Source organism: Paenibacillus sp. PvR098 (assembly GCF_017833255.1).
In the GTDB taxonomy this organism is placed as follows: Bacteria; Bacillota; Bacilli; order Paenibacillales; family NBRC-103111; genus Paenibacillus_G.
The window spans coordinates 1,702,134-1,716,322 of record NZ_JAFIBU010000001.1 but is presented as its reverse complement, the minus strand read 5'-3'; the positions used below and the strand labels follow the sequence as shown (position 1 = coordinate 1,716,322).

The following is a 14,189-nucleotide window of genomic DNA, read 5'->3' as shown; positions in this document are numbered from 1 at the left end:
TTTCCACTGGAAGCAGTGGAGCGTTCATGATACATTATTATAGATAAACTGTCAGCGCCTTTTGCGGTGATTCCGGAATAGAAAGGTGGAACAGAGATGTCTTACGATTTTATAATGGATGAGCGACTCGGTATACCGCTGCCTCAATTGGAGAAGGATTTTGAAGATTACAGTGAACAGGAGCAAGCGGATATCCTATTGCGCTGGGAGGTCATCCGTGGCATGATCCCCGATCGCATCATGCGGCTGGAGACGATGATCATCGCCAAGCAGGATCAGCTTCATGTGGAAGATAATTTTGCCGTTTCCTGCCGATTAAACAGTGAAATAGCGGAGCTGGCCAGTACGATCAATGAACTTCATCTGTGGTTTAGGGTTCATCAGGACATGGCCGTGGGAGCAGCTCATCACTAATATATCCCATTCGCTTGGATATGAGGAGGTTGGAGCTTGAGTTGGACTGAAAGCTTCTACAGGCTTGCTGCGAAGCTGGCGATTCACAAGCCTTCGCTGTATCCTACGGAGGAGCTTGACGATTTGACGGATGTCAAGATTGCGAAGCTTTCTCTGGACGGATTCGAAGGCGAACGACATTCCTATGCGCTTACTGTCAAAGCAGGCTTGCATTTGTTTAATGAAAGTTTGGATCCATCATATACCATTTCCCAGGATATTCACACGCCGACTGGAAGCTATTGGCACGCCATCATGCACCGGATGGAGGGTGATTACAGTAATGCGAAGTATTGGATTCGCATGGCGGGCGTCCATCCGATTTACGATGATGTGGCAATAGAGGCGTTTGCTTATATAAGGCAATCGGGTTTGGATGATGTCCAAAGCGAGCTGCTCAAGCAGCAGCTGGAAAAATGGTCATCGGGGAAAGGCTACGATCCGGCCCAGTTTGTGGATCTGGTGGAGTATCAAGTTACGAAGGCTAATGACGAGCATGGGGAAGAACTCCTGAGGCATATACAATGGCTCGAAATGCGTAAGCTCCTACACTATGGGTATGTCCGCAGCGGCGGAGAAGGAGTGTTATTCTGATTTCCGTGAAACGCAGTCCCCAAGTCCCCCGCAACCCGCTGCAGCTGATGCTCCGCGTCTATCGCTACGTTCTTCCCGGTGTCAGGGAGCAGCTTGGTCATTGGCGTTCCAAGGCCGAAGAGATCCCGGATCCGGAGCTGCGTAAGCAGGCGCTAGCCAGCTTACGCTCAAAGCAATTTCACTGTGAAGGCGGGGCCGTGTATGCCGCGGCGAATTTGTCTATGCGGCACATGCTCATTCCATTGATTGTTGCCTATCAAACGATCAGCGATTATTTGGATAATTTGTGTGATCGGAGCACTTCGCTCGATCCTAACGATTTTCGGCGGCTGCACCAGTCGATGCTTGATGCGGTAGATCCGGCGGAGCCGCTGCACGATTATTACGAATTTCGCGAGGAGCGGGACGACGGAGGCTACTTGAACGAGCTTGTCAAAACATGCCAAGCTAGCATTCGATTGCTTCCGTCCTATGCGCCGGCAGCCTCTTCCGTTCGGGAGCTCGTCGGTTTGTATTGCGATCTTCAAGTGTATAAACATATGGCCAAGCCTTTGCGCGAGGAAGCGCTGCTGTCTTGGTGGGAGCTGCACCGGGAACGTTATCCCTCCATCGGATGGAATGAATTCGCCGCTGCGACGGGATCTACCTTGGGCGTATTTATGCTGTTCCTGGCGGCGTCTGAACCCCGTCTTTGTCCGGGAACCGTACGGAATATCCGTGACGCATACTTTCCGTATATTTGCGGATTGCATATTTTACTCGACTATTTGATTGACCAGGAAGAAGACGTAGTGGGCGGCGACCTTAATTTTTGCAGCTATTACGACAATATGGACAGAGCCGTTGAGCGGATTGCGCTCATCGTAACGGAGGCCAAGCATAAATCGGTACGGCTGGAACATGGGCCCTTTCACCGGATGATCATCGAGGGTCTTCTTGCGCTTTACCTGTCCGATCCGAAGGTCAGCAAGCAGCGGCAGGTCAAACAAGTGTCCAGGCAATTGATGAAGGACAGCCCGCTAATGCGGATGTTTTTCCTCATTAATAGCATCTGGATTCGCAAAACTTCGTAACGATGTCGAAATATTTATGGTGTGCTTAATCAACAAGGAGGAATCATCATGTCGGTTAAAAAAATTGCAGTACTTACAAGCGGTGGCGATTCGCAAGGGATGAACGCAGCCGTCCGGGCTGTGGTGCGCAGCGGCTTGTTTCACGGTCTGGAGGTATTCGCCGTTCAACGCGGTTACGCTGGGCTCATAAACGATGATATTCGTGAAATGGATCTGCGAAGCGTGGGTGACATCATTCAACGCGGCGGCACGATTCTGCAGACGGCCCGTTGTAAGGAGTTTTTGACCCCGGAAGGGCAGCAGCTCGGAGCGGATAACCTGCGCAAGCGGGGGATAGACGGCCTGGTAGTCATCGGTGGAGACGGCTCCTATCAGGGGGCTAACAAGCTGAGCAAGCTTGGGATCAAAACGATGGGCTTGCCGGGCACGATCGATAACGACATTCCTTACACAGATTTTACGATCGGCTTTGATACGGCCGTCAGTATTGTAGTGGACGCCATCAACAAAATTCGCGACACGATGAGCTCGCATGAACGCTCCTCCGTCGTTGAGGTGATGGGTCGTCATTGCGGAGACATTGCATTGTATTCGGGTCTTGCCAGCGGTGCCGAGACGATACTGGTACCGGAGGTTCCGTATAATCTTGATGAGATCGCAAACCGGATGTCCGAGAATTTCAAAATGGGCAAACGTCACAGTATCATCATCGTAGCTGAAGGTGTCGGCAAAGGAGAAGATATTGCTGCGGAAATTACGAAGCGCAACGGCATTGAGCCGCGCGTGACGGTACTTGGGCATATTCAGCGAGGCGGAACGCCGACGCATAACGACCGGATTTTGGCGGGCAACCTTGGCGATTTCGCGGTGCGCAAGCTTCTGGAGGGAGTCTCTGGCAAAGCGTGCGGCATTTTCAAGGGTGAGCTGGCCGTAACGGATATTGATCTGGTGGTGAATTCCAAGAAGGAATTCAACATGGAGCTCTACGAGCTAGCGAAACGTCTTTCACAGTAATCATGGAGCAAAAAAAGCATTCACTCTCCGGATAAAGGGGAGGGAATGCCTATTTTTTTTCATCAACTATGGCTGCAGCTCCAGCGCTTCCAAAATTTCAGCGGTAGGACGATTGCCTTTCTTGGCGTATACGATCGTTCCATTCCGGCCGATGACATAAACGATGCGCTGTTGACCGAGAAGTCCGAATAGGGTTTGCCCAACATCGTACTGCTTCCGAATGCTTTCATCCCGATCCGTGACGAGCGGAAAGTCGTACATGAATTTGTTGGCAAACAGGTGATGCTCCTCCAGCGACCCGGGGTTTACCCCAAGCACCAACGCGTTGTACTTGGCGTAGTGAGCCTTGGAGTCGCGGACAGCACATAGCTGCTTCGTACAGATGGGCGTCTCGTCCTTAGGATAAAAAATGAGAACGATTGGTCGTTTGCCCAACTCGTCTTCGAGTTGAATCATGCCCTTCGTGCTTTCCGCCGAAAAGGACGGGGCTTTTGTACCTACAGCCAGTATAACAATCACTCCCTAATCATTGCAGCATCAAGTAAAGATGTAAAGCAGGTAACCTCATTGTAGCGGATAGCCGTGAACGGTTGCAAGGAAGACGCCGTACGTTTGGACGTTAGCTTAGCTTGCTTCTTTTAGCCGTTTTCGGTAGGATGGGTGAATCAGTCATTTTTTCGTTCCGGGAGGGAAACCAGCAATGTTTATTTACAAAATGGAAGTCGAGTTAAAAGAGCAACCGATTCATCTCGTCGTGATGGCAGAAAACGATGAGCAGGCGTTCGACGGGTTAGAGGAGCTGCTTGTGCGCCATTTTGTACGCACTCCGGAAGTGCTTGAAGCCAGCATTATAGAGAAAAAGAGAGCGGTCAAAGGTGCCGGATATGTCATCGAGAGCACACGCAGCTAAACTAGTCAAGTAAAGGAATAGGGTATAAAGGAGGGCGTGCCTATATGGGCGCAATACTGAAAAACGATTGGGCAGACTTGCTCGGCGAGGAATTTCAGGAGGCCTACTTTATCGGGCTGGAGCAGTTTTTAAAGCAGGAATATGGCTTGCATACGGTGTATCCGATTATGCATGATATTTTTAATGCGCTTCATTATACATCCTACGCAGATACGAAGGTCGTCATTTTGGGACAAGATCCTTACCACGGCCCAGGACAGGCTCATGGGCTTAGCTTCTCCGTCAAGCCCGGCATGCCTGCGCCTCCGTCTCTTCAGAATATGTTTAAGGAACTAAAAAGCGATCTGGGCTACACGATCCCGGATAACGGTTATTTGGTTCGCTGGGCGGAGCAGGGGGTGCTGCTGCTTAACACGGTGCTGACCGTACGGGCAGGAGAGGCGAATTCGCATAAAGGAAAAGGCTGGGAGTCCTTTACAGACCGGGTCATTCGCCTTCTAAACCAGAGGGAGGAGCCGGTGGTATTTATTTTGTGGGGAAGCCATGCCCAGAAAAAAATGGAGCTGATCACAGAAGGTCGCCACTGCATTCTTCGCTCTGTACATCCGAGTCCATTATCTGCACACCGAGGTTTTTTTGGGAGCAGACCGTTTTCAAGCGCCAATGCTTTTCTTCAAAGCATCGGAAACCCGCCCATCGATTGGCAAATTCCGAATATCGGAATGAGGAGCGGGGCAGCCAGCGGGTAGCCTTCGATGAGACAAGAAGGCCCGACGCTGGTAAATCCGGTATCGGGTCTCATGGTGCTATTCGTAAATAACGCCAGGGGTGTATGTGTTCACGGCATTCCATAGAAGAAACTCTTCAATGCCGTGGTCCTTGAGCGCGCGGATTTGTTCCTCGATTTCCGTCTACCCGTACCGGATATGACCGGGAATCCAGGCCGCGGTGAAATCCTGAATCCAGGGCCGCACGACCGGCTTCCATTCCTGAAGTGGCTCCAGCTTTTTCAGCGTATTCCTTTTTATAAGGATTGACGAAGCTTTCCGGGGTATGTTTGCTGTTTCCCCAGACGGATCCGTCTTGATGAACGAATGAAAGATCAGGCCGTTTATTGGCTAATACCGTATCTTTAAAAATCACGATGCGTGCAATCGGATAAATTTCGTGCTCCGTAAGCGCATTCATCAGTTGGGGCATGGGCGAATGATCTTTTTGGTTGTGTCCATGGCCAGTAATTCCGGGTTACCGGTATCGTATGTGATATAGCCCCAATCGTCCTTCACGTCGATAACGAGCGAGTTCAGCTCTGTATGTCCATGAGCTCCAGCAATGTATTCATCCGGGAACCGCCGGCGCTGTGAGCGGTGGCATAGACGCCTTTTATCTTTGGAGCGTCTTGCTGAGGGTCCTGCATGTTTACTGGCTTTAATCGGTCTTCGGGGCTGCCGCTTGGCAGCGCTTGCCGTGCTGAGGCATTTTTCGAATCCAGGGATGCTTGCGCCATCTGCTCGAAGGTGACATTCGGATGCTCGGCGCTAACCCCACCCCAGGCGAGTAGGAATGCAGCCAATATAAGTTCCATTTTCTAGTCTCTCCTTGGCAGTTATTCTATCTATATACCTAGGGTCTATTCTGATATTATAATAGGATAGCCGGTTGTCCGATAGAGAGTTTTGACGCATTTTGTCGATGGGTAGGATCATCCCGCGTAAATATAAAGTAAAGAGGATCGATATTGGATGAAGGAACAACTTTGGACACTGCGGGGACTTAATTTTTCATACTATGCGACAAGCGCAGTGCTTATGCCCTTTTTGCCCATTTACTTCGAGGGCAGGGGCTACTCATCATCACAAATCGGACTGCTGATGATGATCGGGCCGTTCGTGACGATCTTCGCCCAACCGATGTGGGGCTACTTGAGTGACCGCTATCAGACGTTGAAGCTGATCATCTTCGGTCTTTGGGGGATGACGGTACTGTCCAGCATAGGGATTTTTACGACGACCAGCTATTCTTTCGCTTTGTTGTTTATGCTGCTGCTCTACTTTTTCATGCTTTCGTCGACTCCGCTGCTCGATACGATATCCATCAAATCGGCGGTACAAGCGGGGGTCAGCTATGGCTCGATCCGATTGTGGGGCTCCGTCGGGTTCACCCTGCTGGCCGTCTCAAGCGGATTCATCCTGCAGGCGCTCGGGGGTCTTCAAAACATTCCTTACCTGTACTGGAGCATATGGCTGCTGCCTTTGCTGCTGCTGCTCTTTTTGAAGGATGAACGAAGCGCTGCACCGCGGGTGTCGCTCCGTTCCTTCACGAGCTTGTTTCGAAACGTCCATTTTCTTTGGTTTCTGCTGCTCGTGTTCCTGCTTACCATTCCGCACCGGATGAACGACGTTATGTTCGTGCTTTATCTTAAAGATCTGGGCGCTACGAATACGATGGCCGGTTGGGCATGGGCCTTCGCTGCGGCCAGTGAAATCCCGACCTTTGCGCTGCTCGGCCGGTATATGCACAGGTTTCATGAGCTGGCGCTCCTGGGGATTGTGGCGGTGCTCTATACGGTACGTTGGCTGGCCTATGGCTGGATTACGGATCCGTTCACGCTAATGTTCCTTCAGGCGACGCACTCGATTACCTTTGCTGTGTTCTGGATTGTAGCGGTACAATATGTTGCTCGGCTTGTTCCTCAGGAGCTGCAGTCTACAGGACAATCCATGCTGTCCATGGTCTTTCTCGGGTTGTCCGGTATCACCGGGGGATTCATCGGTGGTTGGATCAAGGACGAATGGGGCGGGGCCTACATGTATATTTTTGGAGCAGGAATGACTTGTATAGCCGCGGTTTTACTGCTGGGCACTCATGTATATCAACACAAAAAAAACCATCTGGCCTAGTGGGCAGATGGTTTTTCGTTAGATGGGGCCAACTCTTTTTTTGCGGGATTCATATCGCGCGGGACCTCATTTGCGTTCCCTTCGTTTCCGTTCGTAGCGTCTTTAAATTCTCGAAACATGCGGCCGAAACCGCGCCCGAGCTCAGGAAGCTTGTTCGGTCCGAACAGGAGCAGAGCAACAAGAGCAATCAAAAGAATATGCATGGGGGACAAAGCGCCCATTTGATAAACACCTCCGGATTTTCATAGCATGATCATATCACGGATTGAAGCAAACAATAATATGCAATTATTACGAAATTTTGTACAGGTTTGAATTTAGAAAACGCCTATCTCAATGAAGATAGGCGTCTTTTTGATGTTCCGAAATGCTGTATTGAATAATTTCCACTGCATCCTCCGCTACAAGAGCGGCCAGACCATTGCGTAAGACAATCTCCGATTCGAGCTCGTGTTGCTTTAAGGTAGGATACAATTCGGGCATTAATTTCCTAACAATGGTCGCCAACTTTACTGTTTCCACAAGCATCACCCTTCCCGTCATCATCTAGTGTTGAAGAGATCAAGAGCGACTTACGAGCAATACAGGTAAAGCCGGGGAAAAAGATATGAAATTACTTTTACATTATAACATAATAAGAACCAAAAATCTCGGTTCATGTACACTGTATTTGCGTATTTTCTGCAAGCATGGATAACCCGGTGGTTAGCGCCGGAAAAGCCCCATTACACTCACCGTTTCCGTAATGTTGACGAATGCTTGAGGATCCCACTGCCGGATCAGGCTTTGAAGATCGTACAATTCATAACGGGACGTGACCGTCATAAGCATATGCTGAGGGTCATTTGTATATGACCCCTCGGTATTGATCACGGTAACGCCTCTCTGGAGCTTTTTCATTTTTTTCAGCAGCAGATCCTTTTTGCGGGTTACGATGAACACGGTTACCTTTAGATGGCGGATATGAATCGTGTCGATCATTTTTCCGGTGATAAATATCGACAGCATGGAATAAAGAGCAAGATCCCAGTCGTTCTTGAAGTAACCAAGAGCCAAGATGACCAAGCCGTTCAGCCCGAACAAAAAGGTTCCCAGGGGAAAATCACGTTTGCGCGTCAGGATAGAACCCAAAATATCGAAGCCGCCAGTAGATCCGCCTGCCCACATGGACAATCCCGAACCCATGCCAACAAGAACACCTCCGGTGACCGACGACATGATTAAATCACTGCTGACCTCCGCAACCGGAATGATATTCATGAACCAAGTGGTCAGGATGACTGAGATTACGCTAAGGATGATATATTTGCGGCCGATGGAGAGCAGACCCCAAATGAGCATAGGCAAATTAAAAACAAAAAACAGGAGGGAGATAGGGAGCCCCGTAAAATAGCCTACGATCATTGAAATCCCTGACACACCGCCGCTTAGCAGCTGATGCGGGATTAAGAACAGATTAAAGCTGGCTGCGATCAAGGCAGAGCCCAATACACATATGAGTACGGAGCCCATAAGAGAACGTTGGAAAAAAGGCATGAGCGCACCTCCTTCGGTTCTTCATAGTATATCCCAAAAAAGGAACAAACCTTCCGTCATGGACGAAAGGCTTGTTCCTTGTACCGGTTATTAAGCACTATCTTCGCTTGAAGGAACCGGAGCGCTTGCTTGTGCTCGGTTTGGATCCGATGCTTCGGGGAGCTTTATAATTCTTCGTCGAACCGTCATTGCGTCTTATGGACTGACCGCTGCTTTTGGAAGCCGACGAACTCGACGGTGATGTTGTAAAGGTTCCTTTACGCTCAGTTGACGAAGGCACAGGAGTTGCCGTATGGGAAGGCGCCGGAGCACTCTGATGTTTGCCGTAATCTTCATATCTTTTGGTAGAAGTGTAGCCTCTATAATTGCCTCCGCCTCCTGACCATCCGCCGCCAAACAACGATTGCAGCAGGGTAGCGGTTACATAGCCTTGAAGGAAGGAGGAATCATAATGATCCTTCGCATATTCGATCGAATCCAGCTGCACCAGCGTGGAGTTCTCGCTCTCCGGATCTTTCTGGACGTTAATGATCTTGTTATCATAAACCAAGAACATTTGGTCTTCAGCCTCTTTGCTTATTTCAGAGGGGGGTTCATTCTCGGCCAGCTCTTTGGCGACGGTAGGAACATCTTTACCAAAGACAGAGTAAATTTTAGATGTGTCCTTTCCTTGGCCCTGGACATCGATTAAGGAATAGTTTTCTTTTATATAATTGCTCGCGTCTCCGCAACCGGCCAGTAATGCGAATACCAGTACGATGGCAAGCCATTTAACCATTCTGTGCATGATGCTGCGTCACCTCCCGCGTAATGCTTTACCACTAAGCAGCCGCTCGGTTACTTAGAACCTTTTAAGAATTGAATTTGGCTGCCCGGAGTAGGCATTCCTTCCATAGCAACGTATTTACCGTCCTGCCATTGGAGGAAAAAATAACGATTCTCTGTGCCGAAATAACGCCAGAACAAGACTTGATCGTTTGCCCGGAAATCCGTGTTACCTTCGGTTCTCACCGTATCGCTGCGCTGATGCTCCAATTCGAAGACAGATTTGCCGCCAATGTCAAGCTGGGTAGGAACGTCGTTCGGATCGTCGAGTGAGCCCTCCACAAATTCGCAGATAAAGCATTCGTACGTTCTGCCTTTTTCCACAAGTAGACAGGAAATATGCTTTCCGTTTTGTAAATAATAAGCGAACCGGTGCGGCGGAAATCCTCTGTCAAAATAGACGGCTTTACCGGAAACAATATATTCCTCCAAATCTACGTTTACAATGTCCCCCACTTGGGTATCCTCAAAAGGGTTGGACGGTTTCGCTTCAGGCATTTGCTTGCTGCTTTTTATGATCGAACCTACTCTTTTCCATATGGACATGGGTGTTTCGCTCCTTTTGCAGTTTCACAGGCAGGCCAACTTCAATACACCTATTATATACGCTGTTTGAGGTTTTTGGGTTTCAATTTGAAGTTATATGGAATATCGTTACCGAATGTGGTATAATACTAAAGATATTCTTAAGTACGGCGTTAACTGTTCATTTCTGACACGCTTGGAAAGTGTTTCATGAAGAGATAAATAAGATAAAGATAGGAGTCGCACTTAAGGGTATAGACAAATATGGAAACCCTAGTAAAAAGGAGAATGAAATTTTTGAAAACATTTAGTGAATTCGGCTTAGAGCCAAAGGTGCTGCGTGCCATTACGGAAATGGGCTTTGAGGAGTCGACACCGATCCAAGAGCAAGCCATTCCAGTAGCAATGGAGGGCCGCGATCTGATTGGCCAAGCTCAAACGGGAACAGGAAAAACCGCGGCATTCGGTATTCCGCTCGTGAACAAAATTGATGTGAAGGAAGACCGTATCGTAGCGCTCATCATGTGCCCAACCCGTGAGCTCGCGATCCAAGTAGCGGAAGAAATCGAGAAGCTGGGACGCTTCAAAGGGATTCGCTCGCTTCCAATTTACGGCGGTCAAGATATCGTAAAGCAAATCCGTGCACTTCGTAAAAAGCCGCAAATCATCATCGGTACGCCGGGACGATTGCTTGATCATATCAATCGTAAAACCATTAGATTGGACGACGTACAAACAGTTGTTTTGGACGAAGCGGATGAAATGCTTGATATGGGCTTCATGGATGACATCCAAGCCATCCTCAAAATGGTTCCGGAAGAGCGCAACACTATGCTGTTCTCCGCGACAATGCCGACTAATATCCGTAAGCTAGCTGATCAGTTCCTTAAGAACCCGGAGCACGTTTCGGTTATTCCGAAGCAAGTGAGTGCACCGTTGATCGAACAAGCGTACATCGAGGTGCATGAGCGTCAGAAATTCGAAGCGCTTTGCCGCTTGATTGATATGGAAGCACCGGATCTCGCGATCATCTTCGGCCGCACTAAGCGCCGTGTTGACGAGCTCTCCGAAGCACTGCAAAAGCGCGGATATACGGCTGAAGGACTTCATGGCGACTTGTCCCAAAACCAGCGTGACAATGTTATGCGTAAGTTCCGTGATGGCAGCATCGACGTTCTGGTCGCAACGGATGTAGCAGCTCGGGGCTTGGACGTATCCGGCGTGACGCATGTTATCAACTTTGACCTGCCGCAGGATCCGGAAAGCTACGTACACCGTATCGGCCGTACCGGACGTGCGGGCAAGGAAGGCGTTGCTTACACGTTCGTCACTCCGCGTGAGATCGACCACCTGTACTTCATTGAGAAGATTACACGTCACCGCATTACCCGCAAGCCAGTGCCAAGTTTGGCTGAGGCGATCGAAGGTAAGCAAAAGTTGACGGCAGAGCGCGTGCTTGAAGTTTTGCAGCAGGAAGAGCACAACGAATACAAAGGCCTTGCGATTTCCCTCCTGGAGCAGCATGACTCTGTACATTTGCTCGCAGCAGCGTTAAAGCTGTTGACCGGAGAGAAGAAGGATGTCAACATTGAGCTGACTCCGGAAGATCCGCTTCGCGCCAAGAAGAGAAGACCAGATGTGCGTAGCAGCGGCCGCAAACCGGCAGGTCCTTACGGAACAGCTGGCGGTGCCCGTCGGAACGACAGACCTTACGATCGCGACCGGAATGGACGTGGACGTCGTGAAGGCGGAAGCTATCGCGATGGCGGCGGCTCCCGTGAAAATCGTGGACGTTCGGAAGGTCGTGACCAAAAAAGCGGGTATTCTCGCCCTTCCAATCGGTCGAACGAAGGAACTTTGGTATAATGTTAAAAAGCAAGCGCGCCTGCAAACTGCGTGCTTGCTTTTTTTCTTATTCATCCCATACTCCATGGAGCATACCTTTCTTACGTCAATTGAAGCAATGGAATTAGATGACTACCTAGAGAACAAAAATTAAGCTATAATAGTTCTTGTATTATGAAGGAGGGTATTGTATTGGAATTTCGCGGAATTATGGGCGGATTTTACCGTATCTCCGAATGGATCATGCGTCTTTCGGTTATTAACGTTCTGTGGGTGATATGCGCGATACCGTTCTTCTTATTCGGACTTATGCTTCTGCAGTCGCAGACAAGCGATCAGTTAGTGCAAACGCTTTTTCTCATGGCGCTTGTTTCGCCCTTTACGATTTTTCCATCTACGGCAGCGATGTTCACGGTAACTCGGAAGTGGTTGACAGGTGACGAGGATGCGCCGCTATTTAAAACGTTCTTCCGTGGTTACAAAGAAAATTTCTTGCAAAGCATGCTTGGTGGATTCATTTATATGCTGATTGGCGTTATACTGTACACCAACTTCCGGTTTTACGGCAATCAGACCGGAATCTTTGGAGTTTTACGCTTTCTCGTGTTGTCCCTTACCGTGATACTGTCTATTTCAATGTTTCATTTCTTTTCGATTTTGACGCATTTACACATGAAATTGCTGCAAATCGTCAAAAATTCGCTTCTTATTACGATCGGTAATCCGGTTCGTTCGCTTTCTATGATTGTTTTGAATACCGTCATTATGTATGTCAGCTTTACGATGTTCACATTTTTGATACCGTTTTTCATGGGCAGCTTAATCGCCATTGTGTCCTTCTGGCATTTCAATCTGATTTTTGGGAAACTGCAGGAGAAACAGCAGGAGCTTGCCGCTAATGAGACGGAAAAGGCCGAATCGCTACAGCAAGATCCGGAAGAAAAGCAGGATGGCCAGGGAGAGGAAAGCAAGCGTTAAGGTTGCTGCGAATTCCAAATAGTAGCCCTTTCCTAGATCAACTTTGTGGAGCCATAAAGTCCCACTTTTTCCATCAATATAAGAGCGTTGCGGGTTTACTTTCTACTTGAAGTGGACTATAATAAGACTATAACAAAATCCTGCGATGTACGTTTTGGTTTTCAGTTGTTTTGAACCAATGACTGTTTCTAGGGAGACCTACATAGAATCGCGGCTGACATGCCCTCGAAAAGGGACTTCAAAACCGATTCTGCGGACACCCACCTGCGAGAGCGGGTTTGAAACACGAAAATCGGACGGCATTGCGGGTTTTTTTTGTGCGCTTATGTAAGCGTAACAACAAATATAGAGAGGATTGTTTGGAGATGAAGCTGTTTATTGATACCGCGAATGTGGAAGAGATCCGTAAAGCTCATGAACTCGGCGTCATCGCCGGTGTAACGACGAATCCTACGCTTATTGCCAAGGAAGGCAGAGATTTCTTTGAAACGGTTAAAGAAATTATTTCCATTGTTGGAAATCTCCCAATCAGCGCAGAAGTCATCAGTCTTAAAGCGGACGAAATGGTAGAGCAGGGAAAGAAGCTTGCGGCGCTCGGCGAAAGTATTGTTGTTAAAGTGCCGATGACGGAAGAGGGCTTGAAAGCAACCAAGCGTTTTACCGAGCTTGGCATCAAAACGAACGTAACGCTCATCTTCAGCTCTCCACAAGCCTTGTTAGCCGCACGAGCCGGGGCTACTTATGTATCTCCATTTGTCGGACGACTGGATGATATCAATCAGGTCGGTATGAATTTGATTAAGGAGATCAGCCAAATATTTCAAGTACATAACATCTCTTCCGAAATCATTACAGCCAGCGTTCGTACGACAACGCATGTCATCGATGCTGCGCTTATTGGTGCGGACATTGCGACAGTGCCTTTTAAAATCATTCAGCAGATGGCCAAGCACCCGTTGACGGATGCCGGAATTGAGCGGTTCCTGAAAGATTGGGAAGGCGCCAAGCAAACGTCGTTTTAATACATCTACGAAATAAACAAACCCGGCATCGTTCGATGCCGGGTTTGTTTATTTCGGTTGTGCGGCCAAATCCGTTAACTCATGAAAAGTTTTCTTCAGTATACCGTACAAAGAGCGATATATCTCATTGTATTCATCGTAGCGCTGAGTGCTGAGGCTGCCCAGTGCAACGGGTACGATACCGCTTTTCACCACACCAACGCCGACCGCGCTGCAAGCCTCGTCTCCACCTCCTGCCACCACAGGGGTTCCCGCGGCAAGGCCGTTGGCCTCTGCGGCGTCAGGCTGCACATGCCCAGCCACTACATTGCTTTCATAAAGAGGAGGAAGCCATTCCTCAGGAAGGTCAAGGCGATGAAGCACATCTGTCGACCAGCGGCGCTCGGCAACGTCCAGCAGCAGCGTACCGCTGGCGTCGGCGAGGTCCATTCCTAAATAATAATTCAATATACTCACCTCATTTATGAAATAGGGTGCTGCTCATACCATCTGCTCTTTGTTTACTAGATAAACA

Annotated in this window: 17 protein-coding genes, 1 other RNA gene and 1 pseudogene; 11 read left to right on the top strand and 8 right to left on the bottom strand. The window is 49.0% G+C overall.

Annotated features, from left to right (window positions below; all coding sequences use genetic code 11):
- The first annotated feature begins 96 nt into the window (after positions 1-96).
- The 4 genes from JOE45_RS08580 to pfkA are packed head-to-tail and all read left to right on the top strand — an operon-like array spanning position 97 to position 3,134.
- Complete coding sequence (locus tag JOE45_RS08580; RefSeq protein ID WP_210020595.1) at positions 97-414, top strand: hypothetical protein; 318 nt, start codon at positions 97-99, stop codon at positions 412-414.
- A 36-nt stretch (positions 415-450) separates the two neighbouring features.
- On the top strand, positions 451-1,047 hold the full coding sequence (locus JOE45_RS08575) for a hypothetical protein (protein WP_210020596.1): 597 nt from the start codon (positions 451-453) through the stop codon (positions 1,045-1,047).
- A gap of 47 nt (positions 1,048-1,094) precedes the next feature.
- Entirely contained in the window at positions 1,095-2,120 is a 1,026-nt protein-coding gene (locus JOE45_RS08570) for a tetraprenyl-beta-curcumene synthase family protein (protein WP_210023362.1), read from the top strand.
- Positions 2,121-2,168: 48 nt separating this feature from the next.
- Positions 2,169-3,134, top strand: a complete 966-nt coding sequence (pfkA, locus tag JOE45_RS08565) for a 6-phosphofructokinase (RefSeq protein WP_210020597.1) — start codon at positions 2,169-2,171, stop codon at positions 3,132-3,134.
- Positions 3,135-3,200: 66 nt separating this feature from the next.
- Here pfkA and JOE45_RS08560 read toward each other — a convergent pair whose 3' ends face one another.
- Complete coding sequence (locus tag JOE45_RS08560; RefSeq protein ID WP_210023363.1) at positions 3,201-3,644, bottom strand: peroxiredoxin; 444 nt, start codon at positions 3,642-3,644, stop codon at positions 3,201-3,203.
- Between the two features lie 190 nt (positions 3,645-3,834).
- Between JOE45_RS08560 and JOE45_RS08555 the strand changes: the two genes are divergently transcribed.
- Both JOE45_RS08555 and JOE45_RS08550 read left to right on the top strand, forming a co-directional pair.
- Complete coding sequence (locus JOE45_RS08555) at positions 3,835-4,044, top strand: DUF3906 family protein (RefSeq protein ID WP_210020598.1); 210 nt, start codon at positions 3,835-3,837, stop codon at positions 4,042-4,044.
- 44 nt (positions 4,045-4,088) lie between these two features.
- A complete protein-coding gene (locus JOE45_RS08550; protein ID WP_210020599.1) occupies positions 4,089-4,793 on the top strand; it encodes a uracil-DNA glycosylase in 705 nt (234 codons plus the stop codon).
- 57 nt (positions 4,794-4,850) lie between these two features.
- Here JOE45_RS08550 and JOE45_RS08545 read toward each other — a convergent pair.
- A pseudogene (locus tag JOE45_RS08545) lies at positions 4,851-5,629 on the bottom strand (putative glycoside hydrolase).
- Between the two features lie 157 nt (positions 5,630-5,786).
- Here JOE45_RS08545 and JOE45_RS08540 point away from each other — a divergent pair.
- Positions 5,787-6,944 carry an MFS transporter gene (locus tag JOE45_RS08540; RefSeq protein WP_210020600.1) on the top strand — a complete coding sequence of 386 codons (1,158 nt, stop codon included), beginning with the start codon at positions 5,787-5,789 and terminating at the stop codon, positions 6,942-6,944.
- Here the strand turns inward: JOE45_RS08540 and tatA are convergent.
- The 5 genes from tatA to JOE45_RS08515 all read right to left on the bottom strand — a co-directional run bounded on the left by tatA (position 6,941) and on the right by JOE45_RS08515 (position 9,851).
- The gene (gene tatA, locus JOE45_RS08535; RefSeq protein ID WP_210020601.1) at positions 6,941-7,165 is read right to left on the bottom strand and encodes a twin-arginine translocase TatA/TatE family subunit; all 225 of its coding nucleotides are present in this window, start codon (positions 7,163-7,165) and stop codon (positions 6,941-6,943) included. The two genes, JOE45_RS08540 and tatA, sit on opposite strands and share 4 nt — an antisense overlap.
- A 112-nt stretch (positions 7,166-7,277) precedes the next feature.
- Positions 7,278-7,472 carry a hypothetical protein gene (locus tag JOE45_RS08530; RefSeq protein WP_210020602.1) on the bottom strand — a complete coding sequence of 65 codons (195 nt, stop codon included), beginning with the start codon at positions 7,470-7,472 and terminating at the stop codon, positions 7,278-7,280.
- A gap of 177 nt (positions 7,473-7,649) precedes the next feature.
- Positions 7,650-8,480, bottom strand: a complete 831-nt coding sequence (locus tag JOE45_RS08525) for a YitT family protein (RefSeq protein ID WP_210020603.1) — start codon at positions 8,478-8,480, stop codon at positions 7,650-7,652.
- A gap of 97 nt (positions 8,481-8,577) precedes the next feature.
- Positions 8,578-9,267, bottom strand: a complete 690-nt coding sequence (locus tag JOE45_RS08520; RefSeq protein WP_210020604.1) for a DUF4247 domain-containing protein — start codon at positions 9,265-9,267, stop codon at positions 8,578-8,580.
- 50 nt (positions 9,268-9,317) lie between these two features.
- Positions 9,318-9,851 carry a DUF4178 domain-containing protein gene (locus JOE45_RS08515; RefSeq protein WP_210020605.1) on the bottom strand — a complete coding sequence of 178 codons (534 nt, stop codon included), beginning with the start codon at positions 9,849-9,851 and terminating at the stop codon, positions 9,318-9,320.
- A 276-nt stretch (positions 9,852-10,127) separates the two neighbouring features.
- On the opposite strand from JOE45_RS08515, the gene cshA reads away from it, so the two are divergent.
- From cshA to fsa, 4 genes are all read left to right on the top strand, one after another.
- Entirely contained in the window at positions 10,128-11,696 is a 1,569-nt protein-coding gene (gene cshA / locus JOE45_RS08510; protein ID WP_210020606.1) for a degradosome RNA helicase CshA, read from the top strand.
- A 171-nt stretch (positions 11,697-11,867) separates the two neighbouring features.
- A complete protein-coding gene (locus tag JOE45_RS08505; RefSeq protein WP_210020607.1) occupies positions 11,868-12,653 on the top strand; it encodes a YesL family protein in 786 nt (261 codons plus the stop codon).
- 134 nt (positions 12,654-12,787) lie between these two features.
- A non-coding RNA gene (ssrS, locus tag JOE45_RS08500) (6S RNA) lies at positions 12,788-12,968 on the top strand.
- Between the two features lie 50 nt (positions 12,969-13,018).
- Positions 13,019-13,675, top strand: a complete 657-nt coding sequence (gene fsa, locus JOE45_RS08495; protein ID WP_210020608.1) for a fructose-6-phosphate aldolase — start codon at positions 13,019-13,021, stop codon at positions 13,673-13,675.
- 48 nt (positions 13,676-13,723) lie between these two features.
- On the opposite strand, the gene JOE45_RS08490 is transcribed toward fsa, so the two are convergent.
- On the bottom strand, positions 13,724-14,122 hold the full coding sequence (locus JOE45_RS08490) for an FGGY family carbohydrate kinase (RefSeq protein ID WP_245246804.1): 399 nt from the start codon (positions 14,120-14,122) through the stop codon (positions 13,724-13,726).
- Between the last annotated feature and the right edge of the window lie 67 nt (positions 14,123-14,189).